At 70.1% G+C, this 22,753-nt stretch carries 30 protein-coding genes and 6 pseudogenes; 24 read left to right on the forward strand and 12 right to left on the reverse strand.

Annotated elements, in window-relative coordinates; genetic code table 11:
- The first annotated feature begins 396 nt into the window (after positions 1-396).
- From G7085_RS36225 to G7085_RS29625, 6 genes and pseudogenes are all read left to right on the forward strand, one after another.
- Positions 397-600, forward strand: coding sequence for a PadR family transcriptional regulator (locus G7085_RS36225; protein ID WP_456300391.1), 204 nt, complete (start codon positions 397-399; stop codon positions 598-600).
- A pseudogene (locus G7085_RS05965) lies at positions 587-856 on the forward strand (DUF1048 domain-containing protein); the annotation flags it as partial. The gene G7085_RS36225 and the pseudogene G7085_RS05965, both read left to right, overlap by 14 nt.
- A gap of 88 nt (positions 857-944) precedes the next feature.
- Complete coding sequence (locus G7085_RS05970) at positions 945-1,790, forward strand: ABC transporter ATP-binding protein (RefSeq protein WP_197510270.1); 846 nt, start codon at positions 945-947, stop codon at positions 1,788-1,790.
- Positions 1,723-2,049 carry an ABC transporter permease gene (locus G7085_RS29615; protein ID WP_269451787.1) on the forward strand — a complete coding sequence of 109 codons (327 nt, stop codon included), beginning with the start codon at positions 1,723-1,725 and terminating at the stop codon, positions 2,047-2,049. Before G7085_RS05970 ends, G7085_RS29615 begins: the two co-directional genes overlap by 68 nt.
- A complete protein-coding gene (locus G7085_RS29620; RefSeq protein ID WP_331715502.1) occupies positions 2,028-2,342 on the forward strand; it encodes an ABC transporter permease in 315 nt (104 codons plus the stop codon). Before G7085_RS29615 ends, G7085_RS29620 begins: the two co-directional genes overlap by 22 nt.
- The gene (locus G7085_RS29625; RefSeq protein ID WP_269451788.1) at positions 2,339-2,497 is read left to right on the forward strand and encodes a hypothetical protein; all 159 of its coding nucleotides are present in this window, start codon (positions 2,339-2,341) and stop codon (positions 2,495-2,497) included. The genes G7085_RS29620 and G7085_RS29625 overlap by 4 nt, the downstream gene beginning before the upstream one ends.
- A gap of 1 nt (position 2,498) precedes the next feature.
- Here G7085_RS29625 and G7085_RS05980 read toward each other — a convergent pair whose 3' ends face one another.
- Positions 2,499-2,858 (reverse strand): DUF3048 C-terminal domain-containing protein, encoded by a 360-nt coding sequence (locus G7085_RS05980; protein WP_197510271.1) that lies wholly within the window; start codon positions 2,856-2,858, stop codon positions 2,499-2,501.
- The gene (locus G7085_RS05985) at positions 2,800-3,528 is read right to left on the reverse strand and encodes a DUF3048 domain-containing protein (protein WP_197510272.1); all 729 of its coding nucleotides are present in this window, start codon (positions 3,526-3,528) and stop codon (positions 2,800-2,802) included. The genes G7085_RS05980 and G7085_RS05985 overlap by 59 nt, the downstream gene beginning before the upstream one ends.
- Before the next feature lie 262 nt (positions 3,529-3,790).
- Here G7085_RS05985 and G7085_RS29630 point away from each other — a divergent pair, with 262 nt between their 5' ends.
- The 12 genes and pseudogenes from G7085_RS29630 to G7085_RS34270 all read left to right on the forward strand — a co-directional run bounded on the left by G7085_RS29630 (position 3,791) and on the right by G7085_RS34270 (position 11,138).
- Entirely contained in the window at positions 3,791-4,060 is a 270-nt protein-coding gene (locus G7085_RS29630) for a DUF6361 family protein (protein ID WP_269452051.1), read from the forward strand.
- On the forward strand, positions 4,057-4,956 hold the full coding sequence (locus tag G7085_RS05995; protein WP_197510274.1) for a DUF6361 family protein: 900 nt from the start codon (positions 4,057-4,059) through the stop codon (positions 4,954-4,956). Before G7085_RS29630 ends, G7085_RS05995 begins: the two co-directional genes overlap by 4 nt.
- A complete protein-coding gene (locus G7085_RS06000; RefSeq protein ID WP_197510275.1) occupies positions 4,949-5,302 on the forward strand; it encodes a hypothetical protein in 354 nt (117 codons plus the stop codon). The genes G7085_RS05995 and G7085_RS06000 overlap by 8 nt, the downstream gene beginning before the upstream one ends.
- Positions 5,299-5,631, forward strand: coding sequence for a hypothetical protein (locus G7085_RS06005; protein WP_197510276.1), 333 nt, complete (start codon positions 5,299-5,301; stop codon positions 5,629-5,631). Before G7085_RS06000 ends, G7085_RS06005 begins: the two co-directional genes overlap by 4 nt.
- Complete coding sequence (locus G7085_RS06010; protein ID WP_197510277.1) at positions 5,562-6,293, forward strand: phospholipase D family protein; 732 nt, start codon at positions 5,562-5,564, stop codon at positions 6,291-6,293. The genes G7085_RS06005 and G7085_RS06010 overlap by 70 nt, the downstream gene beginning before the upstream one ends.
- A 255-nt stretch (positions 6,294-6,548) precedes the next feature.
- Complete coding sequence (locus G7085_RS06015) at positions 6,549-6,710, forward strand: hypothetical protein (protein WP_197510278.1); 162 nt, start codon at positions 6,549-6,551, stop codon at positions 6,708-6,710.
- Positions 6,711-6,715: 5 nt separating this feature from the next.
- Positions 6,716-8,095, forward strand: coding sequence for a hypothetical protein (locus tag G7085_RS06020; RefSeq protein ID WP_197510279.1), 1,380 nt, complete (start codon positions 6,716-6,718; stop codon positions 8,093-8,095).
- A complete protein-coding gene (locus G7085_RS06025) occupies positions 7,999-8,625 on the forward strand; it encodes a hypothetical protein (protein WP_197510280.1) in 627 nt (208 codons plus the stop codon). Before G7085_RS06020 ends, G7085_RS06025 begins: the two co-directional genes overlap by 97 nt.
- A 37-nt stretch (positions 8,626-8,662) precedes the next feature.
- Positions 8,663-9,640 carry a helicase C-terminal domain-containing protein gene (locus tag G7085_RS32170; protein ID WP_197510281.1) on the forward strand — a complete coding sequence of 326 codons (978 nt, stop codon included), beginning with the start codon at positions 8,663-8,665 and terminating at the stop codon, positions 9,638-9,640.
- A gap of 14 nt (positions 9,641-9,654) precedes the next feature.
- A complete protein-coding gene (locus G7085_RS29635; protein WP_269451789.1) occupies positions 9,655-9,780 on the forward strand; it encodes a hypothetical protein in 126 nt (41 codons plus the stop codon).
- 119 nt (positions 9,781-9,899) lie between these two features.
- Positions 9,900-10,346 carry a VOC family protein gene (locus G7085_RS06035; RefSeq protein WP_197510282.1) on the forward strand — a complete coding sequence of 149 codons (447 nt, stop codon included), beginning with the start codon at positions 9,900-9,902 and terminating at the stop codon, positions 10,344-10,346.
- Positions 10,246-11,138 (forward strand): annotated as a pseudogene (locus G7085_RS34270) (winged helix-turn-helix transcriptional regulator). Before G7085_RS06035 ends, G7085_RS34270 begins: the two are co-directional and overlap by 101 nt.
- On the opposite strand, the pseudogene purD reads toward G7085_RS34270, so the two are convergent.
- A pseudogene (gene purD, locus G7085_RS06045) lies at positions 11,069-12,293 on the reverse strand (phosphoribosylamine--glycine ligase). The pseudogenes G7085_RS34270 and purD overlap by 70 nt on opposite strands.
- Before the next feature lie 257 nt (positions 12,294-12,550).
- On the opposite strand from purD, the pseudogene G7085_RS34275 reads away from it, so the two are divergent.
- The 6 genes and pseudogenes from G7085_RS34275 to G7085_RS34280 all read left to right on the forward strand — a co-directional run.
- Positions 12,551-12,766, forward strand: a pseudogene (locus tag G7085_RS34275) (Gfo/Idh/MocA family oxidoreductase); the annotation flags it as partial.
- A 59-nt stretch (positions 12,767-12,825) separates the two neighbouring features.
- Positions 12,826-12,963, forward strand: a complete 138-nt coding sequence (locus G7085_RS06055; protein ID WP_197510283.1) for a hypothetical protein — start codon at positions 12,826-12,828, stop codon at positions 12,961-12,963.
- 29 nt (positions 12,964-12,992) lie between these two features.
- Positions 12,993-13,280: a Gfo/Idh/MocA family protein gene (locus G7085_RS06060; RefSeq protein ID WP_197510284.1), complete on the forward strand. Its 288-nt coding sequence runs from the start codon at positions 12,993-12,995 to the stop codon at positions 13,278-13,280.
- Positions 13,277-13,669 (forward strand): hypothetical protein, encoded by a 393-nt coding sequence (locus tag G7085_RS06065; protein WP_197513042.1) that lies wholly within the window; start codon positions 13,277-13,279, stop codon positions 13,667-13,669. Before G7085_RS06060 ends, G7085_RS06065 begins: the two co-directional genes overlap by 4 nt.
- Positions 13,670-14,374, forward strand: a pseudogene (locus G7085_RS06070) (DUF6807 family protein); the annotation flags it as partial.
- Between the two features lie 47 nt (positions 14,375-14,421).
- Positions 14,422-14,574 carry a DUF6807 family protein gene (locus G7085_RS34280; protein ID WP_408647182.1) on the forward strand — a complete coding sequence of 51 codons (153 nt, stop codon included), beginning with the start codon at positions 14,422-14,424 and terminating at the stop codon, positions 14,572-14,574.
- Here the strand turns inward: G7085_RS34280 and G7085_RS06075 are convergent.
- The 9 genes and pseudogenes from G7085_RS06075 to G7085_RS06120 form a co-directional block, all read right to left on the reverse strand.
- Positions 14,565-16,100 carry a hypothetical protein gene (locus G7085_RS06075; protein WP_197510286.1) on the reverse strand — a complete coding sequence of 512 codons (1,536 nt, stop codon included), beginning with the start codon at positions 16,098-16,100 and terminating at the stop codon, positions 14,565-14,567. The genes G7085_RS34280 and G7085_RS06075 overlap by 10 nt on opposite strands.
- A 160-nt stretch (positions 16,101-16,260) precedes the next feature.
- On the reverse strand, positions 16,261-17,709 hold the full coding sequence (locus tag G7085_RS06080; RefSeq protein WP_197510287.1) for a glycoside hydrolase family 38 C-terminal domain-containing protein: 1,449 nt from the start codon (positions 17,707-17,709) through the stop codon (positions 16,261-16,263).
- Positions 17,710-17,774: 65 nt separating this feature from the next.
- A pseudogene (locus G7085_RS34285) lies at positions 17,775-18,723 on the reverse strand (glycoside hydrolase family 38 N-terminal domain-containing protein); the annotation flags it as partial.
- 96 nt (positions 18,724-18,819) lie between these two features.
- On the reverse strand, positions 18,820-19,038 hold the full coding sequence (locus G7085_RS06100) for a hypothetical protein (protein WP_197510289.1): 219 nt from the start codon (positions 19,036-19,038) through the stop codon (positions 18,820-18,822).
- 247 nt (positions 19,039-19,285) lie between these two features.
- Entirely contained in the window at positions 19,286-19,798 is a 513-nt protein-coding gene (locus G7085_RS06105; RefSeq protein ID WP_197510290.1) for a carbohydrate ABC transporter permease, read from the reverse strand.
- Between the two features lie 2 nt (positions 19,799-19,800).
- Positions 19,801-19,935, reverse strand: a complete 135-nt coding sequence (locus G7085_RS29640) for a hypothetical protein (protein ID WP_269452262.1) — start codon at positions 19,933-19,935, stop codon at positions 19,801-19,803.
- A 22-nt stretch (positions 19,936-19,957) separates the two neighbouring features.
- On the reverse strand, positions 19,958-20,905 hold the full coding sequence (locus G7085_RS06110; protein ID WP_331715503.1) for a carbohydrate ABC transporter permease: 948 nt from the start codon (positions 20,903-20,905) through the stop codon (positions 19,958-19,960).
- Positions 20,906-21,123: 218 nt separating this feature from the next.
- Positions 21,124-21,261: a hypothetical protein gene (locus G7085_RS06115; protein WP_197510291.1), complete on the reverse strand. Its 138-nt coding sequence runs from the start codon at positions 21,259-21,261 to the stop codon at positions 21,124-21,126.
- Positions 21,216-22,355: an extracellular solute-binding protein gene (locus G7085_RS06120; RefSeq protein ID WP_197510292.1), complete on the reverse strand. Its 1,140-nt coding sequence runs from the start codon at positions 22,353-22,355 to the stop codon at positions 21,216-21,218. Before G7085_RS06120 ends, G7085_RS06115 begins: the two co-directional genes overlap by 46 nt.
- Between the last annotated feature and the right edge of the window lie 398 nt (positions 22,356-22,753).

The raw sequence follows: 22,753 nt of genomic DNA on the forward strand, positions 1-22,753 counted from the left end.
GCTGCGCGGCAGGGCGAGGGAACTCGTCGAGGGCCTCGGCGTGCCCGAGGGCTGGCTGACGCATCCGCGCCGGGCGATCGCCCCACTCGTCCCTGACCCGGGTCGACCCGACCCCGCTGACCGGAAGGTCGGCGGGGTCGCTTCTTCTTTCTGGGAATTCCTCTGCGCAAACCCTTGCCTCCCCGCTACTCAGTCTTACTATCTAGTAGTAGTCAATGACACTAGGTACCGGGAGGGCAGGATGGCCAGGCAGGACACCGAGATGCTCAAGGGGACGCTCGAGGGCATCGTGCTGGCCATCCTCTCCCGACGACCCGCCTACGGCTACGAGATCACCGCCTCCCTGCGGGACAGGGGTTTGCCGACATCGCCGAGGGAACCATCTACGCCCTCCTGGTGCGGATCGAGCAGCGGGGTCTCGTCGACGTGGAAAAGGTCCCATCAGAGAAGGGCCCGCCGCGGAAGGTGTACACCCTCAACCCACGCGGCTCGGACCAACTCGACGACTTCTGGAGGACGTGGCAGTTCCTCTCCGAGCGCATCGGAGAACTCCGCGCCCCGACGAACCCCATTCAAGGGAGCAATCATGAGCTGGCTTGAGACCCTCACGGGTCCATTTGAGGAGAAGAAGCAGTACCGGCAGGCCATCGCGCGGATCGCCGCCCTGCCACCGGCACACAGGAGGGCCGCGGAGGCCCTGCTGCGCTACCTGCAGTACCAGGGCGGCATCGTCGACGGCGCATCACTCGTCACGATGGTCGGCGACCTCGCCGACCTGTGGGAGCGGGCCGCCACCGACGGCACAGGCGTGCGCGACATCGTCGGCGACGACCCCGTCGGGTTCGCGGAGGACTTCGCGGAGGCCTACACGGGAAGGCGTTGGATCGACAAGGAGCGCGCCCGCCTGGTCAGGGCCATCGACGAGGCCGAAGGGATGAACGGCCGTGACCGCCGCCGCCATCCGGGCCTCCGGGCTGCGGAAGAGCTTCAAGCACGTGGAGGTGCTGCGCGGCGTCGATCTCGAGGTGCCCGTGGGCAGCATCTACGCGCTGCTCGGCTCGAACGGGGCGGGCAAGACGACCACCATCCGCATCCTCACCACCCTGCTGCGTGCCGACGCCGGCGAGGCGGAGGTGGCCGACCTCGACGTGGCGACCCGCGCCGACGCCGTCCGCGCGGCCATCAGCCTGACCGGGCAGTTCGCGGCGGTCGACGAGATCCTCACCGGACGCGAGAACCTGCGGCTGATCGGTCGGCTGCGTCACGTCGACGACCCGGCCGCGGTCGCCGACGAACTGCTCCGCCGGTTCTCGCTCACCGACGCCGCCGACCGGCGGGTCGGCACCTACTCCGGCGGCATGCGCCGCAGGCTCGACATAGCCATGAGCCTGATCGGAGACCCGGCCGTCGTCTTCCTCGACGAACCGACCACCGGGCTCGACCCGGAGGCCCGGCTCGAGGTGTGGGAGGCCGTCCGCGGGCTCGCCAGGCGGGGAACGACCGTCCTGCTCACCACGCAGCAGTTGGAGGAGGCCGAGCAGTTGGCCGACCGGATCGCGATCCTCCACGAGGGCCGCATCATCGTCGAGGGCACCCTCGAGGAGCTGCTCCGCCTCCTGCCACCCGTCGAGGTCACCTATGTCGAGAAGCGGCCGACCCTTGAGGAGATCTTCCTCTCGCTGGTCGGCACCGGGGCCACGGCCCGGTCGAGAGGAGCGCATCATGAGCGTCCATGTCTTCGGCGACACCGCCACCCTCACCGGCAGGGCGTTGCGCCACATCACCCGTAGCCCCGACACGATCATCACCACGACCGTGATGCCCATCGCGTTCCTGCTGTTGTTCGCCTACGTCTTCGGCGGCGCGATCCACACCGGATCAGACGCCGACTACGTCACCTACCTGTTGCCTGGCATCCTGCTCATCACGGTCGCCTCGGGCGTGGCCTACACCGCGTTCCGGGTGTTCCAGGATCTGCAGGGCGGTCTGTTCGAGCGCTTCCGTTTGATGCCGATCGCCCGCCCAGCGTGCTGTGGGCGCACGTTCTGACGTCACTGGTGGCCAACCTCGTCTCCGTTGCGGTGGTTGTCATCGTCGCGGTCGTGATGGGTTTCCGCCCGACCGCCAGCGCCCTCGGCTGGCTGGCCGCCATCGGAATCCTGGCGCTGCTGACGCTGGCCCTGACCTGGGTCGCCGTGATCCCCGGCCTGACGGCGAGCACCGTCGACGGCGCGAGCGCGTTCTCCTACCCGCTGATCCTGCTGCCGTTCATAAGCTCGGCGTTCGTGCCCACAGAGACGATGCCCGGCCCGTGCGGTGGTTCGCGGAGCACCAGCCCGTGACGGCGATCGTCGATACCCTGCGCAGCCTGTTCACGGGGCAGCCCGTGGGCGGCGACATCTGGGTCGCCCTGGCATGGATCGTCGGCGTCCTCGTGGTCGCCTACGTCGCCGCGATGGCCGTCTACCGGCGCCGCGGTGGGGTGTCGGCGGGGTGAGTCAGGCGACCACGACGTCTGCGGTGGGCCGCGGAAGCTCGATCCAGGTGGTTCCCGGGGCGAGCAGCAGCGGGTCGCCCGCCGCCGTGGTGAACACGAAGGGTTCCGCGATGGCGCCCTTCGTCCAGGTGCCGGTGACCGACGTCCCGCCGGTGGCGTAGGTGAACGCGCCGCTGGCGTCGATCAGGTCCATCACCGGGTCGGGCGCGTCACGGCCCTTGCCGATGCGCTTGTACTCCCAGTCGGCACCGACGATCAGCACGCTGTCGGCGGCCACCCGGGTGCCGTCGGCGAGCAGGTGCTCACCCCACGGCTGGCTGCGCAGGTACCGGCCACCCGCGGCATCGAACGTGTAGCCCATGTCGGCCTTGCCCGGCTTGCCGTACGGGATGGTGATGCTCGTCGCGGGGCACCGTCCGCCGCCGACGATGAGGCGGCGTCGGGCGCGAAGTCCAGGTAATGACCCGGTGCGCCGGCGCGGGCGGCGATCTCGGCGAGCTTCGCGGGTGGGCCTGGATGGCCCGGTCGTACTGGGTCTTGCCGCCGGCCTTGTAGAGGCGCGCCTTGTCGACGCTCATGGCGCCGGTCTTCTTGACCTCGAGGTAGGTCATGCGTTCGAGTCGCTCCGAGTTTGCGTCGATGTAGGCCAGCACCCAGTCGGCGGCACCTGTGTTGGCGACCAGCGGGAAGATCGGTGAAAGCAGCGGCACGTCGGCGGGTCGGAGCGACCTGACGGGCCCGACCGCCTCCGGGTACCGGCTCTGGAACACCGGCACGAGGCGGGTCGATCCGTCGCCGTTGGGCTGGACGATGACGATGTCTGCCGAGTCGATCCCCACTGCGGCTGCTCCACCTTGAGGTTCGGCACCTTGACGGCGACCGCCGGGCGGGTCAGGACCGCGGGGTCGGTGAAGCTGAGGCCGGTCAGCGGCGCCCGCGGCTCCGGCGTGGGCGTCGGGGTCGGCGTGGGCGTCGGGGTGGGCGTGAGCGTCGGGCTTGCGGTCGGGACGGGCCCGGCCTTGGGCGAGCAACCCGCCACCCCATGAGCATTCCTGTGACGAGCAGGCTCCGGCGGGTCGGCTTCACGGGTCTCTCCCTCTGACGCAGGCAACAATGACGCCGCCCAGTGTGGCACGCTCCGACCACCCCTGCGGGAGCGGGCAGGGGAAACGGTCCGCAGCGGTTGAGCGGATGCTGCCCTGGGTCTGTCGGGCAGGCGGAACGCTCCGGCGCCCACGACGTCGAGTGCCGATCCCGGTGGCTAGAGTGAGCCCGGAGACCACCTGGGAAAGGATGGGCGTGGCGTCGACCATCAGCTGGCTGGATGCCTCATCCGAGGAGCAGCGACGCATGCGCGAGATTGTCGAGTTGTTCATGGACCGCGAGAGTCGCGACGAACTCGGCATCGGGGTGATCCGCGACACCATCGCGGACGGCCTCTTCCCTGGCACCTCCACGCTTCTCACCCGGGCCAGGTATCTCCTGTTCATCCCTGGTGTCACCAGTTGGCGTCGCGCCAGAGCGACACGGCGTGGGCCGTCAACCACTACGAGCGTAGATTGATCGGCCCTCTCGCCGGATCGGAGGGCGCCTTTGGACGGGTCAGCGGGAGCGGCCTCAAGCGCCTGCCCAGCTCGGTCTACTGGGCGGCACTCACGCGATGGGGCATCCTCCTCGAGCCCGAGGCGGCGCTGGCGCCCGTGGTGCATCGACTGCAGGATGACGAGGCCGCCCGACACCCCGTCGATGCGTGGAGCCCCACGCTCCCCACCATCCCGGACGGATTCCCGGACGAGGTCCGCGACGGCTTCGATCTCAGCCTCCAGGAGGCCAGCTGGCTGCGCGACCGCATGCTGGCCACCGTCGATGGCTCGCTCCTGACATGGCTGCTCGCGCACCGTCCCCGGGAGTCCGGCCCCTTCTGGAGCGACCCTGCCATCTCCGACGCTCCGGGTGCGATCGGTGACCTCGTGCACCACGCCCGCATGTTCGCGACGGCGATGCAGGGCGCTTCACTTCTCTACAACCTGCTGCTCGCCGACGACCTGGGACGCCTCGCGGTGACCCTCCACCACGGCTTGCCGATTACCGGACCGACTCGCCCGCTGGGGGCCGATGCGGACGCGGTCGGTCTGCGGCAGTGGCGTCCCGACTGGCTGTGGGGGTGGGTCTCGGGGCAGGGCGTACGGATCCCGCCCTCCACCCGCAGGTTCGTCGACGGCTGGGTCACGCAGCTCGGGTTGGTGAGCGGCCTCCCCGATCTGTCGGATGCGACGGCGGCACGGGCGTTCATCCGCGACCGCGAGCGCCAGCACAAGCGTTCGCAGGCTCGGATCGGCAACCGGAAGCGGCTCTCACAGTGGGGCGGCTCCTCGGGTGCCGGCGAGCTGCAGTTCCGCTGGCCACAGGTCCGACGCATCCTGCTGGACATCCACGAGGGGCTGGAACGCGATGCTTGAGCCCGACAACCGCTCGGCCCTGACCGACCTGCTCAAGCCGCCGCGCGGTTGGCGGCTGGCGCGTGCGGTAGGCACGACGTACACCCTCGACCTTCACGCGGCGCTGCGGGTCCCCGTGTCCCTGGCGGCCCACGGCGTCGACGACGAACTGGGTGTCCTGGGTGCCATCGCCAGCGCTGCCGACCGGATCGACGTCTTCGCCCAGGCCGGCGTGATGTCGTTCGGGCATCCGCGCAGTGACCTGGTGGTGTTCCTCGAGCCCATGATCCATCCGGTCACCACCCGCCCAGGGGTCTGTTCCACCCGAAGGTCTGGTTCCTCGAGTTCGCCCGCGGGGACGAGTTGAGCTACCGCTTCCTGTGCGCCAGCAGGAACCTGACGTTCGACCGCTGCTGGGATGCCGTCGTCCGACTCGACGGCGCGCCGACCGTTGACGCCGCTGCCGCAAGCCTCAACGCACCGCTGACGGGGCTGCTGCGGGCGCTCCCCTCGATGGCGGTGAACCCCTCCCCGCGCGCGTCGCACGGCAATCACCGCACTGGCAGACCGCTTCGCGCGGATCGCCTGGGAACTCCCGAGGGTGTGAAGGAGCTTGGCTTCGAGGTGTGGGCATCGGCCAGGACCCGGAGCCGCAGCTCAAGGGTGGCCGCATGCTCATCGTCTCGCCCTTCGTGAGCGAGGGAGGCCTCCGCACCCTGGACACGCACCGGCAGCGGGTCGACCTGGTCTCGCGGGCGGAGAGCCTCGATCAGTTGCCGGCCACCAGTCTCGGACCCAGGCTGCGGCTGAGCACGTTCGACGTCGCCTCCGATCCAGCCGCACCGGAGTCCGACCCGGCCCCGGTTGGGATCGTCGATACTCAACTCAGCGGCCTACACGCCAAACTCACCGTCTCCGAGTACCGGAGATCCGCGTACGCCCGCATCGGCTCTCAGAACGCGACCGAGGCCGCCTTCACCCGCAACGTCGAGGCGATGGTGATGCTGCATGGCCGCATCGACGTGCTCGGCATCGACAAGACCCTGTCCGGGCTCGGCGATCTCCTCGTCGACCACGAACCGCAGCCACCCGCCGAAGCGGATCCGGACCTGGCCCTCGATCGGATGCTGACGGGTCTACTCACCCGCACCGCGGCCACACCGGTCCGCATCCGGGTGCAGCCTGCCGGGGACCACTTTCGCCTGTGCGTGAGCGTCGACTCCCGGGAGGTTGAGCCGCTGCCAACGGGAGTGTCCATCGAGTGGGCACCCGCGACCTCGCCAGGCATCCTCAGTGCGTGGCCTCCCGGTCCGCCCGCTTCACCCACTGTCCTCGAGGGTTCGACCTGGCCGACGTGACTCCTTTCCTGTTGATCACCGCGACCGCGGAAGGCAGGTCCTGCTCCACTGTGCTGCTGGCACGGCTCCAGGGCGACCCGCGGGAAGGCAGGAGGCCGTCATTGCCAGGAAGCTCTCCGATCCGGCCGCATTCCAGCGCTTCGTCGCGCTGCTGCTGGAGCTCGATCACGTCGGTGGCGGGACGGCCGGGGCTCGTGGGGCTCCGCAGGCACCGCCGACGGCCTGCTCGATGCGGACGGGATTTTCGAGCCCCTCGTGCAGGCGGTGGCGGAGGACCACGCCGGGCTCGCTGACGTCGACCGCCTGGTCCGCTACCTGCAGGAGGCCAGGCGCGACGTCCTCCCGGAGGGGTTCGAGTCGCTCTGGGCGGAGCTGTGGCGGGCGCACCAGAGCCTGACGGGCGGTGACGCAGGGTGAGCGGCATGGATCTGGGCCGGGTGCTGGCGGGCCTGAAGGGCTTCCAGCGCGACGCCGTCGAGCACACCATCGACCGCCTGTACGGCGACCCCACCGGCTCGGGTCGGTTCCTCATCGCCGACGAGACCGGGCTCGGCAAGTCGATCATCGCCCGCGGGGTCGTGGCGAAGGCGATCGACCTGCTCCAGGGCGACGACAGCGTCGGTCGCATCGACGTCGTCTACATCTGTTCCAACCAGGACCTCGCCACCCAGAACCTTCAGCGCCTCAACGTGACCGGCGACCCCGACGTGCGGATCGCGAGCCGCCTGACCCTGATGGCCCGCGACGCCGCCCGGCTCAACTCCCACCATGGGCCGGGCAAGAAGGTCAACCTGATCGCTTTCACACCCGCCACCTCGATGCCGGAGAACGGCTATGCGCAGGGCAACGCTCTGGAACGGGCACTGCTCACGTTGCTCCTCGACCGGGTCGAGGATTCGGATGCACAGCGCGGCCACGCGCTGCGAACCCTCATGCAGGGTGCGGTGGCGACCCGCGAGCGCTTCGCCCACTACATCAACGACATGCATACGAGCATCCGGGGACGGATCGACGACGCGATTCTCGAACGGTTCGAGTGCAGCTACCGCGCGGGCCACCGGAAGGCACTGCTGGACCTGATCGCCGCGGTCGGAGACCGCGACACGCTGCCGGACGAGCTGCGTGTCGCGACCAATGCCGTCATCGGCGGGCTCCGGCAGAGCCTGGCCGATGCCAGCATCGGTGCGCTGGAGCCCGACCTGGTGATCCTCGACGAGTTCCAGCGCTTCCGTCACCTCCTCAACCCGAGCTCGGGAGAGGCGGGAGAGCTCGCCGACGCCATGTTCTCCTATCCCGGTGCACGCACCCTGCTGCTGTCGGCCACGCCCTACAAGCCGTTCACCTCGAGCGACGAGATCGACGACGACCACTACCGCGACTTCTTCGCCACCGTCGACTTCCTCTTCGGAAGGGACACGGAAGGCTCCCGACTCGTCCACGCGACGCTGGGCGCGTACCGCCGGGCGATCCTGACCGGAGGCGATGCCCTCGGTGCCGCGGAAGCGGTGCGAACCGCGCTGCTGCCAGTCATGTCACGCTCGGAGCGACCTGACAGCGCCGTCGGCGCCACGCCGCGGCTGCTCAGCGTCCCTCCTCCACCGCGGACGACGTGCGGGAGTACGCGCAGCTTCGCAGGTTCGGCGATGAGATCGGCGCTCCGATCAGCCTCGAGTACTGGAAGTCGATCCCCTACTTCGCGAACTTCATGGACGGCTACAAGCCCGGGCTGCGGGCGCGCGAGTGGTTCGGGACCGAGGGGGGCGCCGAGGCCGAGCGCCTCCTCGGCGCGACCCGGGCGCTGACCCGCGAGCAGATCGAGACGGGCGATTGGCTGGATCTCGGCAACGGCTACCTGCGCTGCCTGGCCGACGAGACCGTCAACCGCGGCTGGTGGCGCCTCCTGTGGATGCCTCCGTCGATGCCGTATGTCGAGCCGGGGCCGGTCTACCGCGACGTGCTCGCCGCCTCCGAGGACCTGGGAGGGATCACGAAGAGACTGGTCTTTTCCGCATGGTCGGGGGTTCCCACGGCCGTCGCGTCACTCCTGTCGTACGTGGCCGACCGCTGCGTCACCCGGGCCGCCGGTGAGAGACAGGAGAGCCGGAGCCGCCTGACCTACCGCCAGGTCGACGGCGAGGCGGGCGCCCTCTCCACGCTCGCGCTGTTCTGGCCCCACGCCGGCCTCGCCCCGTTGGGCGATCCCCTTTCCGCCGCACGCCACGCCGGTCGCATCCTCGATGCCCACGACCTGGTGGAGCACGTCTCGTCAACGCTCCCGCTGGCGAGGGCACGCCACGCCCCTGGGACGCGTTCTTCTCCGTACCAGGCATGACGCCTGAAGGCCTCGACCCCTTGCTGCCCTGACCGCCGTGGCCGAGGGTGACGACGACGCCGGCGATGTCGGGCTGCGGGCCCACATCGAGAAGGCGGCCACCCAGGCGGGTGGGTCCGTCCCGCTCAGTCATCCGGAGCTGGCCCTGTTTGCGGCCTTCGCACCAGGAGTCACGGCGCTGAGGGCGGTGGGGCGCATCGCCGGCCCGACCTCGACCCCGCAGGGCAGGTGGAAGGTGGCCTTCCGGCTGGCAGATGCCCTCCGACGCTTCTTCAACCGGGAGGACGCGGTGGGACCTATCACGGCTGCGTACCCGGACGCGGGACCCTACTGGGGCTCACTGTTGGCCTACTGCGCCGACGGGAACCTGCAGGCGGTCCTCGACGAGTACCTGTTCCAGCTCCACAGCGAACTGGGTGGCCGCGTCGCAGATGACGCGGCGCTGGATCGGATCGGCACCCGGTTCATCGAGGCCCTCTCACTGCGGCCCGCGCGCTACGTCGCCCATGATACGAGCGCCACCCGTGGGCAGATTCCGATGCCTGCCCGGTTCGCCCTGCGCTACGGGGGCGCGAGCTCGGCGGAGGACTCGAAGCAGGCGGCACGCCAGGGTGAGGTGCGCTCGGCGTTCAACTCCCCCTTCGCCCCGTTCATCCTGGCCACGACGAGCGTCGGGCAGGAGGGCATCGACTTTCACTGGTGGTGCCACAGCGTCGTGCACTGGAACCTGCCGTCGAGCCCGGTCGACTTCGAGCAGCGCGAGGGCCGCGTGAACCGGTTCGGCGGTCACGCGGTGCGTCGCAACGTGGCACGCGCGCACTGGGATGACGTGCTCGCCTCCGACTCGCCGAGCCCGTGGAGCACCGCCTTCGACGCCGCGACCGAGGCCTCGCGCGGCGACGCCTGGGGCGAGTTCTCCCCTGGTGGTGTTACCCGCCCGCGGCTGGCGCCCGCGTCGAGCGGGTCATCGCCCGCTACCCGCTCAGCCGCGACGGCGCCAGGTACCAGACTCTGACCAGTTCGCTGGCCTTGTACCGCCTCGCCCTCGGCCAACCGCGCCAGGAGGACATGCTCAGTCTCCTGCAGCAGCGCGGGATCAGCGGAGGTGACGTCCCGACGATCGACCTGCGGCCGCCGCGGTTCGAGCCCTCCTGACGCGCGACACGCCGACGCGCAGGGCACACACACTTCACTTGCTATTTACAAGTTCACTTGCAAAGAGCAAGCTGGGGTTCGTGGTTCAACCGATCAGTATCGATCCGATGGAGGAGATCATGAGCACCACAGGCATCTTCGTCAACCTGCCGACCACCGACCTCGACCGCTCCAAGGCGTTCTACGAGGCCCTCGGCTTCACCATCAACCCGCTGTTCACCGACGAGAACGCAGCCTGCGTCGTGCTCGGCGAGAACATCTACTTCATGGTCCTCACCCGCGAGTACCTCGCCACCTTCACCGACAAGCAGATCATCGACCCGATGACCCAGGCGCAGGTGTCGATCGCGCTCAGCCGCGAGTCGCGCGAGGAGGTCGACGAAGTGATGGCGAAGGGCCTCGCTGCCGGAGGCCGCGAGCCGCGCGAGGCGCAGGACTACGGCTTCATGTACTCCCGCGATCTCGATGACCCCGACGGCAACAACCTGTCGTTCCTGTTCATGGAGCAGGCGGCGGCCGAGGTCGGGCCCGAGGCGTATCTGGCGAGCCGGTCGGCCGCGGAGTAAAGGGCGCCATGGCGACGCGTTCCCCCGCGGCTTCGGCCAGTACAGCGGCGTGGCGCGTGCCGTCGAACGGGTCGGCGAACGATGGGCCCTGCTCATCGTGCGCGACCTGCTCGGCGGCGCCCGCCGCTACAGCGACCTGAAGGCGTCGCTCCCCGCATCCCCACCAACATCCTGAGCGACAGGCTCCGCGAGTTGGGTGACGCAGGCGTGATCCGCCGCGTGCCAACGGTGCGCGGCGGCTACGAGCTCACCGAGCTCGGCCGCGGCCTCGAGCCCGTCCTCACCGCCCTCGAGCACTGGGGCTTCGGCCTGCTCGGCAAGCAGGGTGAGGCTGAGGTCGTCAGTGCCGACGCGCTCGCCTTCACGTTGCGCACAGCTTTCCGCCCCGACGCGGCAGAGGCGCTGCCGCCCACCCGGTACCTGCTGTCCGTCCTGTCCGTCGGGCCCTCCCGGCCGCCGTCACCGTGGCGGCCACCGTCGTCGGCCGCACGCTCGACGTGGCTCCGGTCGGGCCGGGGCACTTCCCCAGCCCCGCCGCTCCACCCACGAACCCGTGCCCGCCTCGGTGCTTTCGCTCGAGGTCGCCCCCGACGACCTGCGGGCACTGCTCGCGGGCACCACAGGCCCGACGGCGCGGCCGACTCGGAGTTGCTGGAGAGGTTCACCGCGACGTTCCGGCTCGGCGAAGGCGCCGTCGAGGGTAGGGCCTCCCAGGGCTCGCGTCAGTGCGGGACCCCGATGTCGCTGCGATGGAAGCCGCCCGGAAAGCCGACCTTGGCCAGAAGGGAGTAGGCGTTTGCGCGGGCCTGATCGACGTCGTCGCCGCGGCCCACGATGCCGAGCACGCGGCCCCATCCGACACAAGGTCGCCATCCCGGAGGCGGGTACCCGCCTGCAGGATGTAGGCGTCGGCCTCATCGACGGGAAGCTCGATGGGAATGCCGGTGGTCGGCGTGCCCGGGTACCCCTCGGCGGCCGACACCACCACGACGGCGGCGCCGTCACGCCACCGCAGCGGCCCGAACCCGTCCAACGCCCGCGGGCGGCCGCGTCGAGCAGCCCGCCGAGCGGGGTCTCTAGGAGGGCGAGCACTGCCTGGGTCTCGGGATCGCCGAACCGCACGTTGAACTCGACCACCCGCAGGCCCTTCGACGTCAACGCGAGGCCGGCGTAGAGCAGGCCGATGAACGGGGTGCCGCGACGGCGCATCTCGGCAAGCGTCGGCTCGACCACCTCCGCCATGATCTGGTCACTCAGGCCAGCGTCGGCCCAGGGCAACGGCGAATAGGCGCCCATGCCGCCGGTGTTCGGGCCGGCGTCGGCATCGCCGACGCGCTTGTAGTCCTGGGCGGGAAGCAGCGCGACGGCGCGCTCGCCGTCGCAGATGGCGAACAGCGACACCTCTGGGCCGTCGAGGAAGTCCTCGATCACGACGCGGCCACACTCCAGGCCGTGCGCGATGGCGGCGTCGCGGTCGTCGGTCACGACGACGCCCTTGCCTGCCGCGAGTCCGTCGTTCTTGACGACGTACGGTGCACCGAACTCGTCGAGGGCGGCCTCGATCGCGGCCCGGTCCTCGCACAGGAACGAGCGGGCGGTCGGCACGCCGGCAGCGAACATGACCTCCTTGGCGAACGCCTTCGACCCCTCCAACTCGGCGGCTGCGGCACCCGGCCCGAAGGTCGGGTACCCCGCGGCGCGCAGGGCGTCGCCGACGCCGGCGACGAGCGGCGCCTCGGGGCCGACCACAACGAGGTCCACGGCCAGCCCGGCGGCGAGCGCAACCACGGCCTCGGGGGACGAGGCGTCGACGGCGTGCAGCGTCGCGATGGCGGCCAGCCCGGGGTTTCCGGGAGCGACGTGGAGTTCGGTGACGGCGGGATCGGCGACGAGCGAGCGGCCGATCGCGTGCTCGCGACCACCGGAGCCAAGCAGGAGGATCTTCACCCGGCTCAGCCTACTGGGGCGCCCCTCTGCGGCACGCCAGCGCCCACGGCGACGGCACCGACCGGGATGGCGTGGTCGCCACGCGTACCGACCCGCCCACGATCCGACCACCCCTCCCACAGGGTCATCGTGGGACGATCGGTGACAGGCCGCGGGAGCCGTGCCACCCAACGCCGCCTGCGACCCGTCCATGCCACGGCCCTGCGTGGTCGGCTAGACTGGGCAAGCGTTTTCCGACCACGTCGCATAGGAGCACAATGGCCATCAGGGTCGCCGTCATCGGAACGGGAGCGATCTCCCGCGACCAGCACCTCCCGGGCCTGCGCGCCCTCGGCGACGCCGTCGAGATCGTCGCGGTCGCCGACCTCGACGAGGCGAGCGCCCGCTCCGCCGCCGCCGAGTTCGGGGTGCCGCACGTCTACACCGACGTGCCGACGCTGCTCGCCGAGCAGCACCCCGACCTGGTCACCCTCGCCACTCCCCCGGCGCGCACCGCGAGGCCGCCATCGCGGCACTCGACTCGGGCGCCTGGGTGCTCTCGGAGAAGCCGCCGACGCTGTCACTCGCGGAGTATGACGAGATCGCCGCGCACGAGGGAGACAACGGCCCTTCGTCTCCTACATCTTCCAGCACCGCTTCGGCTCGGCCGCCGAGCGCCTCCGGAAGCTGACCGCCGACGGCACCCTCGGGCGCCCGCTCGTGGCCCAGTGCCACACCCTCTGGTACCGCGACCCGGCCTACTTCGCCGTCCCGTGGCGCGCCAAGTGGGCCACCGAGGGCGGCGGCCCGACCATGAGCCACGGCATCCACCAGTTGGACATGCTGCTGTCGATCCTCGGCGAATGGACCCATGTGACCGCCGAGATGGCGACGCTGGGCCGCGACACGGAGACCGAGGACTCGTCGTTCGCGGTCGTGCGGTTCGCCTCCGGCGCCACCGCCTCCATCAGCACCAGCGCGCTGGCCCCAGGCAGACCAGCCAGGTGAGGATCGACTACGAACTCGCCACCGTCGAGGTCGAACACCTCTACGGCTACGACAACGACGACTGGCGCTGGACCCCGGCGCCCGGGGTCGATCCCGCAACGGCCGCGTCGTGGCTGCCCGAGGTCAACACCCACAGCTCCAAGCACATCCCCCAGATGCGGCACCTCGTCGACGCCATGGGGCGCGGGGTGCGGCCGCGGGTCAGCGGGGATGACGGCCGCCGCGTGCTGGAACTCATCGCGGGCATGTACAAGTCGGCGCTGACCGGCCGCCGCGTCACGAGGGCCGAGCTCACGCCGGACGACCCCTTCTACCATGCGATGCCCGGCACCGACCCCGCCGAGGCCACCGCCCGGATCCATGCCGCCACCATCACCCGGGCGATCTGAGTGACAGGCTTCCTGATCCGCCGCGACGAGCGGGCCCTCGCCGTCACCGTCGGCGGGGTCGAGGTGGCCAGCTACGTGTTCCATGACCCGACCTGCGACCCCTTCGAGGGCCCGAAGCCGTACCTCCACCCGATCAGGACCCTCGCCGGTCATGTCATCACCGACTTCCGCCCGGCCGACCACCTCTGGCACAAGGGCCTCCAGATGACGCTGACCGACGTGTCGGGGCAGAACTTCTGGGGCGGGAACACCTACATCGACGGCGAGGGGTACGTCGCTCTCGACAACGTCGGCTCCATCCGCCACGACGGCTTCGACGCCATCACGGAGTCGGCGGAGGCGGCGGAGGCGACCGTCGAGGAGAGGCTGACCTGGGTGACCAGGGCCGGAGCCCCGTGGCTCTCCGAGCGACGCCGGCTCCGGTTCCACGGCCTCGACGTGGCGGACGGCGTCTGGGCCCTCGAACTCACGTCGCGGCTCACCAACATCCACGCCGACGCCCTGACGCTCGGCAGCCCCGCGACACGGGGCCGCGTCGGGGTCGGCTACTCGGGCGCCTTCCTGCGGCTTGCCGCCACATTCACCGGCGCGACCGTCGTCACCCCCGGCCCGGTGTCGCATCCCGGCGCCGATGCCGACCGCCTGATGGGAGCGACCCTGCCCTGGTTGGCCTTCGCCTCCGACGACGCCACGGTGGTCGCGCTGGCGGGGCGTCCTCGGGCGCGCCGGCGCTCAGGTGGTTCGTCCGCTCACTGCCGGAACCCGTCGCGGCGCCGTCGCCCACCTTCGACGAGTCGGTGGTCCTCGCCCCTGGGAGCGACCTCACCCTCAGGCACCGGTGGATCTTCGCCGACGGCGCCCTCACACCTGAGGCCACCGCGGCGCTCGCCACCCGTCAGGCGTAGGTGCCCCGCAGGCTGATCCGGGCGACGCCGGGTGCGCGGCCCGTGAGGTAGACCCGCGGCCCACCCATCGCGTCGGTGCCGCCGACGTACTCGTACTCCTCGCCCGCCGAGTAGTGCGCGGAGCCCCGCTCTCCGGTTCCCGGGCCGAACTCGATGGCGGAGGTCCCGACGACGTATCGTCCGACACCCTCGTCCAGGCGCGCGCTGCCGTCGCCGAGCTCCACGCAGCCCTCGAAGGCACCGCCCTCGCGGAAGGCCAGTTCGAGCGCCCAGCCGAGTTGGGGTCCATCGGTGGTGACGGTCAGGTCGACGCCGTCGGCGGTGGGGGTGACGGACACCTCGGTGTGCAGGCGCACCTCGTCGGCTTCCCGCTGCCCGAACGACATGGAGGCCGAGAACCGGCCCTCGTCGACGAGGTCATAGGCGCCGTCGGCGCGGCGGAGGCCGGGCGCGAGGGGCTGGTAGTAGCCACCGGCCAGGTCCTCGACGAGCAGGTGCGCACCGTCGAGGTCGCGCAACTCACCGGGGCGGAACGGGCCGAGCCCGAAGAAGTCGCGGCTGAGCCGGACCGACTCGAGCAGCACCTCGCCGCATTCGAGGCGGAGGAACGTGGGGTTGTTGGCCAGGCCCGAGCGGATCCTGCGTTGCCGCGCGAAATCGGAACCGGCGTAGACGACGAGCCTCCGCCCGGGATCGTCATGGATCACGAGGCGGGACTGTGGCCAGGCGAAGGTGCCGTGGCCCGGCGCCGCGGCGGGTGGTAGTTCCTCGCCCAGCGTCGGGTCGAGGAGCAGCGCCGCGAGCACGGCATGCGGCTCCCCGATGCCGAGGGAACAGGCCAGCCCGGCCGCCCAGGCGAGGTCTCCCCGACCGGTGGCCAGCGCGGCCCGGCGGAGCGGGATCACGTAGGGGTCGAGCGGGTGCCGCGGGTCCTTCTGGTCCTGCCTGCGCGAGTGGATCGTCTCGATGGTCGCGTCGCGGCGGATGAGTCCGAGCGACGACACGAGGTTGCGCTCGACGAGCCCGAGCAGCTCCGGCCGGTCGAGCACCTCGGCCAGCAGCGTGAGCGACGGGTTCGTGACGTGCGACGCGTAGGTCGCGCTCCGCTCCGAGTACTGAGCGTCCCCGTCGATGTCGATCCCCTCGCCGAGCCACTCCTCGGCGCGCGCCACGAGCGCCCCGTCCGGACGCATCCGGTGCAGCCGCGCGAGCGCAGAGGCCAACTCCCAGCGGTGGTTCGGGGTGTGGACCCCGCCCGCCAGCATCGCGGCTCGCGCGTTGTCGGCGATCTCCACCAGCAGCGACTCGAGGACCGCCAGTTCGGAGCGGGCGGCGGGATCGGCGCGGCGGATCACCTCGACGGCGTCGCCCAGGTCGTTCAGGGTGAAGCCCGAATCGGGCGGCGACTCGAGGTTGTCCCCGCCGGTGAACAGTCCGGACGGCGCCTGCAGGTCGGCGAGGGCGGCTCCGTGGGCCACGGCGGCGTCGAGCGCGGCCGGGAACGGTGGTGTCTGGACGACGGCCACAGGTAGACCGCGACCAGGAGCAGGATCCGACGCATCGCCTGCCGGTGCGCACCGTAGGGCGCCCCAGGAAGCGACCCGACTGCCCCGGGGTCGAGCCAGAGGTCGGCGGTCTCGTCGGCCGCGGCGGTGGCCTTCGTCAGGAACGGCTGGTCGGGCATGGCTACTTCCTGTGGAGGAGGAGGGTGCGGACCTCGAACGGCCGCAGGTCGAGGGTGATCGAGTCACCCTCCGGGAGGATCTCTCCACCCGGCGTCTCGACGAGATCGGCGAGCCGTGCCCCTGCGAGCGGGAAACCCACCCGGAGGACGGCGCGGGTGCGGGAACCCTGCGCCTCGTACACGCGCACGACGACGTCGCCGCCCCTGTCCGCGGCCAGCTTCACCGACGAGAGCCGCGCGGAGCCGCCCTCGAGCGACACGAGCGGCTCCGGTGCCTCGGCACCGACGATCGCGCGGGCGGGGCTGCCGATCACGGCCCCCCAGTGGGCGGCCTCGAGCACCGTCGGCGCCGGGGCGACCAGGGTGACGAAGCTGTGGCGGCCCTGGTCGGCGTCCGGGTCGGGATAGGTGGGTGCCCGCAGCAGCGACTGGCGCACGGTGGTGACCACCCGGCCGTCGTCGCTGTCGCGCGTCACGTCGTGACCGTAGACGGCGTCGTTGACGACGGCGACGCCGAAGCCGGGCTCGCCGACGTGCACGTAGCGGTGCGCGCACGACTCGTAGCGGGCCGCGTCCCAGGACGTGTTGGCATGGGTGGGTCGCCGGAGGTGCCCGAAGGACGTCTCGTAGGCGGCGTCGGCGGCGTGCACGTCGAGCGGGAACGCGAGCTTCAGCAGGCGGTGCCGCTCATGCCAGTCGACGTCCGTGTGGATCAGGAGCGCCGCGCCGGTGACGTCCAGGCCGATGCGCTGGGTCACCGAGCTCCGGCCGAACTCCCGCTCGACGACGACCTCGCGCCCCTCGACCCGGACGACGCCACCGGTCAGGTCGGTCGTCGAGAGTCGGTAGGAACGGTCGAGCTCCCAGGCGTCCCACTTGGCGGGCGCGTCGACGTGGAGCTGCAGCAGGTTGCCGCGGCGGCCCTCCGCGATCAGTTCCCGGCCGCTCTCCGACTCGACGATGCTGGCGACGGTGCCGTCGGCGGCGATGAGGACAGTCAACGCCTCCGAGGTGAGTTCGACGGATCCGTCGAGCCTCTCCACCACCCGCACGTCGGCATCGGGCTTCGGCTCGCCGATGCCGAGGGCGGGGATCCCGGCGACGGGTTCGGTCGCCGGGTTGGCGGTGAGGGCCCGCCCGCCGGGGCCGGCGAGCGCGGTGAGGGCGCCGTCGACGAGTTCCTCGAGGCGTGCGGTGACGCGGGCGTGGGTCGCCTCTGCCTCGCGGTGCACCCAGGCGATGGAGCTGCCGGGCAGGATGTCGTGGAACTGGAGCAGCAGCACCTGCTCCCACAGCTCGTCGAGGTCGTCGTGGGGGTACTCGACACCGCGGAGCAGCGTGGCCTGCGCACACCAGGCCTCCGCCTCCACCAGGAGCGACTCGTTGCGACGGTTGCCGCGCTTGGTGCGCGATTGCGAGGTGAAGATGCCGCGGTGGAACTGCAGGTACATCTCCCCGACCAGACGGGCGGGTCGGCATAGTCGGCCTCGGCCTCGGCGAAGAAGTCGTGCGGGGTGCCGAAGCCGACGCGGGCCGAACCCTCGAGGTCGGCCTGCAGGCGCGCGTCGGCCATCATCTCCCGGGTGGGGCCACCCCCACCGTCTCCGAACCCGAACGGCATGAGCGATGTCGAAGAGCCGCCGTGGTCGGCGAAGTTCTCGACGCTGCGGGCCAGCTCGACCGGGCGCATGTCTCCGCTGTAGGTGTTGTTGGGCGGGAAGTGCGTGAAGATGCGGGTGCCGTCGATGCCCTCCCAGGCGAACGAGTGGTGGGGCATCGTGTCGACATCGTTCCAGCACATCTTCTGGGTGAAGAACCACCGGATCCCGGCCCGCTTCATGAGCTGCGGGAGCGACCCCGGGTACCCGAAGGAGTCCGGAAGCCACCCACCTCGCTGCGGCTCCCGAACTCGCGCTCGAAGAAGCGCGTGCCGTACAGCAGCTGCCGCGCCATGGATTCGCCGGAGATCATGTTGACGTCGGATTCCACCCACATGTTGCCCACCGGCAGGAAGCGGCCCTCCGCTACCCGTTCGCGGATCCGTTCGAACAGTGCCGGGTCGCCGCGCTTCACCCAGGCGAAGTGCTGGGCGGACGAGCTGACGAACACGGCCTCGGGTCGCGGTCCATGAGGTCGATGACGTTGGCGTAGGTGCGGGTGACCTTGCGCACGGTCTCCCGGCTCGGCCAGAGCCAGGCGGAGTCGATGTGCGCGTGGCCGGTTGCCACGATGCGGTGCGCGGACGGCACCGCGGGTGAGGCGAGCAGCGGCGCGAGGATCGCCCGCGCATCCCGGGCACCTGCGCAGGGCGCGTCCGGGTCGACGGTGTACAGCGCCGCCTCCAACCCGGCCAGGATCCTGGCCCGGCGCGGCTCGTGGCCGGCCAGCACGCCGGCAAGGCCACGCAGCACCGTCACCTCCCGGAGCAGCGCCTCCACCTCGGTGTCGATGAGACGCAGCCGCATCCCGCCGAGCCGGTAGCGGGGTTCCGAGCCTGCGGTGGCCTTGTCCCGAGGGGTTCGGCGCGTACGCCGTCGGCCCGGCAAAGTCGTTGCCGCCACTCAGGTCGGGGTTCGCGGCTCCCTCGACGAGGAAGGCGAAGCTCTCCCCGGGTGTCGCATCGACCGGAACGTGGTGGTTGCGCGGCTCGAGCCCTTGACCGCGCGGCCGTCGGTGGTGCGCACCAGGCCCTCGCACTGGAAGCCGGGCTTCGCCTGGTTGAAGCCGAGATCGAGCGACAGCTCGATACGGCCGTCGGCGTCCGCCCATTCGGCGGGCACCTCTCCTCGACGCGGAACCAGGTGGTCGCCCAGGGGGCACCCCAGCGGTGACCCTCGGCGACGCCCACGAACTCGGCCCGCTCGACGGCGTCCGCGAACGGGATCGGCTCCCTGCGCCGCACCCGTCACCGGGGACGGTCCATGCGCCCAGCCGGAGCGGCCTCTCGTCTGCGACCACGCCCCGCGGCAGGTACTCGTTGAGGAACCGGTCGACCCTGTTGAGGAGCAGCTCCGGGTGTGGTGCACGTCAGTCCTTCAGTCCCGAGTTGATGTTGGAGGAGGTGATGTACTTCTGGAACACGAGGTACAGCACGACCAGCGGGATCATCGACAGTACCGAGGCGGACAAGAGCACCGACCAGTTGATGTTCTCGGCCCCGACGAGCGCCCGCAGCGCGATCTGGAGGGTGAACTTCTCGGGGTCGCCCAGGATGATGAGCGGGAAGATGTAGTCGTTCCAGCGCCACTGGAAGCTGATGATCGCGAGCGTCAGCAGCATCGGTCGTGCGAGCGGGAGCATGATCCGGAAGAAGATGCCGTACTCGCTTGCACCATCAATGCGGGCGGCCTGGCTGAGTTCGTCGGGCACCGACAGGAAGAACTGTCGGAACATGAACACGCCGGTCGGGGTGACGATCGAGGGCACGATCACACCGGCCAGGGAGTTGTAGAGGCCGAGGTCGCGCACCACCATGAACATGGGGTTGAGGATGACCTCACCGGGCAGCATCGTCATCGAGAGGATGCAGAGCCCGAGCACGCTCAGCCAGGGTTCTTGTACTTCGCGAGGGCGTAGCCCGTCGTGGCGCTCAGGAACACCGTCAGCACGGTCGTGATGGTCGCCACGATGGTCGTGTTCAGCAGGTAGGTGCCGAAATCGACGCGTTCGAGGGCCATCCGGTAACCCTCGATGGTCCACTCACGCGGCAGGAAGGAGAGCGGGTAGGAGAACAGCTCGCTGCCCGGCTTGAAGGAGGACAGCAGGAACCAGAGCAGCGGAAAGGCCATCAGGATGGCCAGCACCCACAGGGCGCTGGTCGGCAGAATCTGCCTGCGGAGCGGCACCGCGCCCTCGCGTCGCCGCTTCTTCGGCTCGGCGGTCAACGTGGCAGTGGACATCAGAATCCCCTCCCGCTCGCCTGCTGATCTTCATCTGGATGATCGCGATCACCATGAGGATGACCAGGAGGATCATCGACGCGGCGCTCGCGTACCCGATCTCGGAGCGCTTGAATCCGGTCTCGTAGATGTACTGGACGATGAGCCGGTTCTGGGTGCCCGGCCCACCGCCGTTGAGCGCCTGGATCATGGCGAACTCCTTCATGTGGCCGAGCGTCGACAGCAGGATGACAAGCACCGAGGTCGGCGCGATCGACGGGAGCGTGATGTGCCAGAAGCGCCTCCAGGCCCCGGCACCATCGAGCTGGGCCGCCTCGTAGTACGACTGCGGCACGTTGTTGAGGGCGGCGATGAACAGCAGCATGTTGAACGCGGCGCCGCCCCAGGCCGACGCAAGGATGACGACGGCCAGCGACAGGTCCGCGTTGGTCGACCAGGGCAGCGGATCGGCGCCGAGTTCACGGATGACGAAGTTGACGAACCCGAAGCTCTCCCCGAAGAGCCAGCGCCAGATGACGCCCGCGACGATCGGGGACACAAGCCACGGGAGGAAGAAGATGATGCGGGCCGCAACCTTGCCCCTGGCCGCCGCCGAGTTGATGGCGACGGCCATGGACAGTGCGAGGCAGTACGCGATCGGCACCGCGAACAGGGTGTAGATGAAGGTGCGGCCGAGCGAGGTGTAGAAGGCGGAGTCGCCGAGCAGCTTCGCGTAGTTGTCGAAGCCGACGAAATTCGCCTCCCCCACCCCCGGTAGTCGGTGAGCGAGTAGGAGAGGCCCAGGATCCCTGGCCAGAGGAAGAACAACCCGAAGAGGCCCGCGGCGGCGACCGTGAAGATGAAGGGCGCCATACGGTACCGGCCGAACGGCTTTCTACGCCTGCCGTCGTCCGGGGCAGCTCCCGCCCGGACGGGGCGGGAACTGCGTTCACTGTGGTGGAGGTCATGGGCTTTCCTACGCTCGGTTCAGGAGAGCTGCTCGGTGGTGACTGTGTTGATCGCCTCGATGGTCTGCTCGAGGCTCTGCTCGCCGTTGAGGTACTTGACCGTCTCGTCCTTCAGCGGTTCGCTGTCGACGGACTTGCCGAGGTACCCGAAGAGCACACCGTCGGTGGTCTGGACCGCGGAAATGGCCGGGAGGCCGCGATCTCCTCGTTGTACAGCTCGAACGCGTAGGCGTCGTCCTTGTACTCGACGTCCAGGCCCTCCAGGGAAGGCAGGCAGCCCGAGATCTCGCAGTATGCCTTGTAGCTCTCCTGGCTGTACATCCACTCGACGAACTTCAGGGTCTCCTCCTCGACGCCTGTGCCGTCGAAGGCGACGATCCAGGAGGCGGCGCCGTAGTTGGTGGCGCGGACCGGCTCCTGCGGCAGCGGGACCGAGAGCCACTCGAAGTCCTTGATGTTCTCCTGGAAGTCGGCGATCTGCCAGACGCCCGACATGTAGGCGGCGACACGGCCGCTCTTGAAGGTGGCGCTGGGGTCGTCACCCGCGCCCCACACCGAGGCGGGCATGAAGCCGGTGTCGTGCATCGCCTTGAAGTACTCGAGCGCCTTGCCCGCCTCGGCGTCCAGCTTCCAGCTGCCGTCGGTCTGCTCGGTGACGCCCTTGCTTCCGAACTCGTAGAGGAAGGCACGGAGGCGGTGCGCGGAGGAGTCCATCACGGCGCCGTACTCGGCATCGGTGGTGTCGACGACCTGCTTGGCCGAGGCCTGGAACTCGTCCCAGGTCCACTGCTCATCGATGGTGGTGGGGTACTTGACTCCGGCCTCATCCCAGAGGGACTTGTTGATGAACATGCCGACGGCGGTCAGCGTGGTGGGGAGGGCCTTGACCTTGCCGTCGGCCGGGTCCTCGACCGCGAGGGTGTCGATGACGCCGACCCTGTCGAAGATGTCGGTGAGGTCGAGCAGTCGGTTGGTCCACGCCGGGTCGGTCGACGGCGATGCGGCGAGAGCGGGGAGGTCGTTGGCCTGGGCGGCGGTGCGGAGGCGGGTGCGGAGATCCGCGTTGGGAACCTCGACCACGTTGACCTTGACGCCGGTCTCGGCCTCGTACTTCTCGGCGAGCATGGCATAGCCACCGCCCTGGTTGATGTCGCCCGACTGGACCAACTCAAGCACGACCTGCTTGCCGCCGGGCTCACCGGATGCGCCACCCTCGGTGGCCCGGAACAGGCCACCAGCGCGAGAGCGCACGTGGCCACGCCGGCCGCTGCAAGTGCGCGGAAGGTACGGGAACGCTTCATTGTGTCTCCAATTTCTGTATCGCTCTCCAGCGAGCGGGGTTCCGGTCAACCCGCCGTGGCACCGCTGCCGGGCTGACTTTCCCCGAGCATAACCAGAACTCGCAGCATTGGCAAGCGCTTTCCACACGGGGAATGCGCTTGCCCGATCCTGCGTTCGCGGCTTCGGCTCGCTCGGTCCACGCGCGCCTCCCCGGGTTTCCGGATTGCCCGGCCCTGGCCGGGCCCCGGGGATCGGGGCCGTGAAAATCGCGTCGGCGCGGCGGTTGCCCGGAAACTGCCGACGTCGAAGCGACCCGGCCAGTGCCGGTGGCGCCGTGCTGTGAACCGGGTGGGCGCTGCCACCCGTGG

Origin of the sequence: Tessaracoccus coleopterorum (assembly GCF_011174705.1) — a bacterium.
GTDB lineage: Bacteria > Actinomycetota > Actinomycetes > Propionibacteriales > Propionibacteriaceae > Arachnia > Arachnia coleopterorum.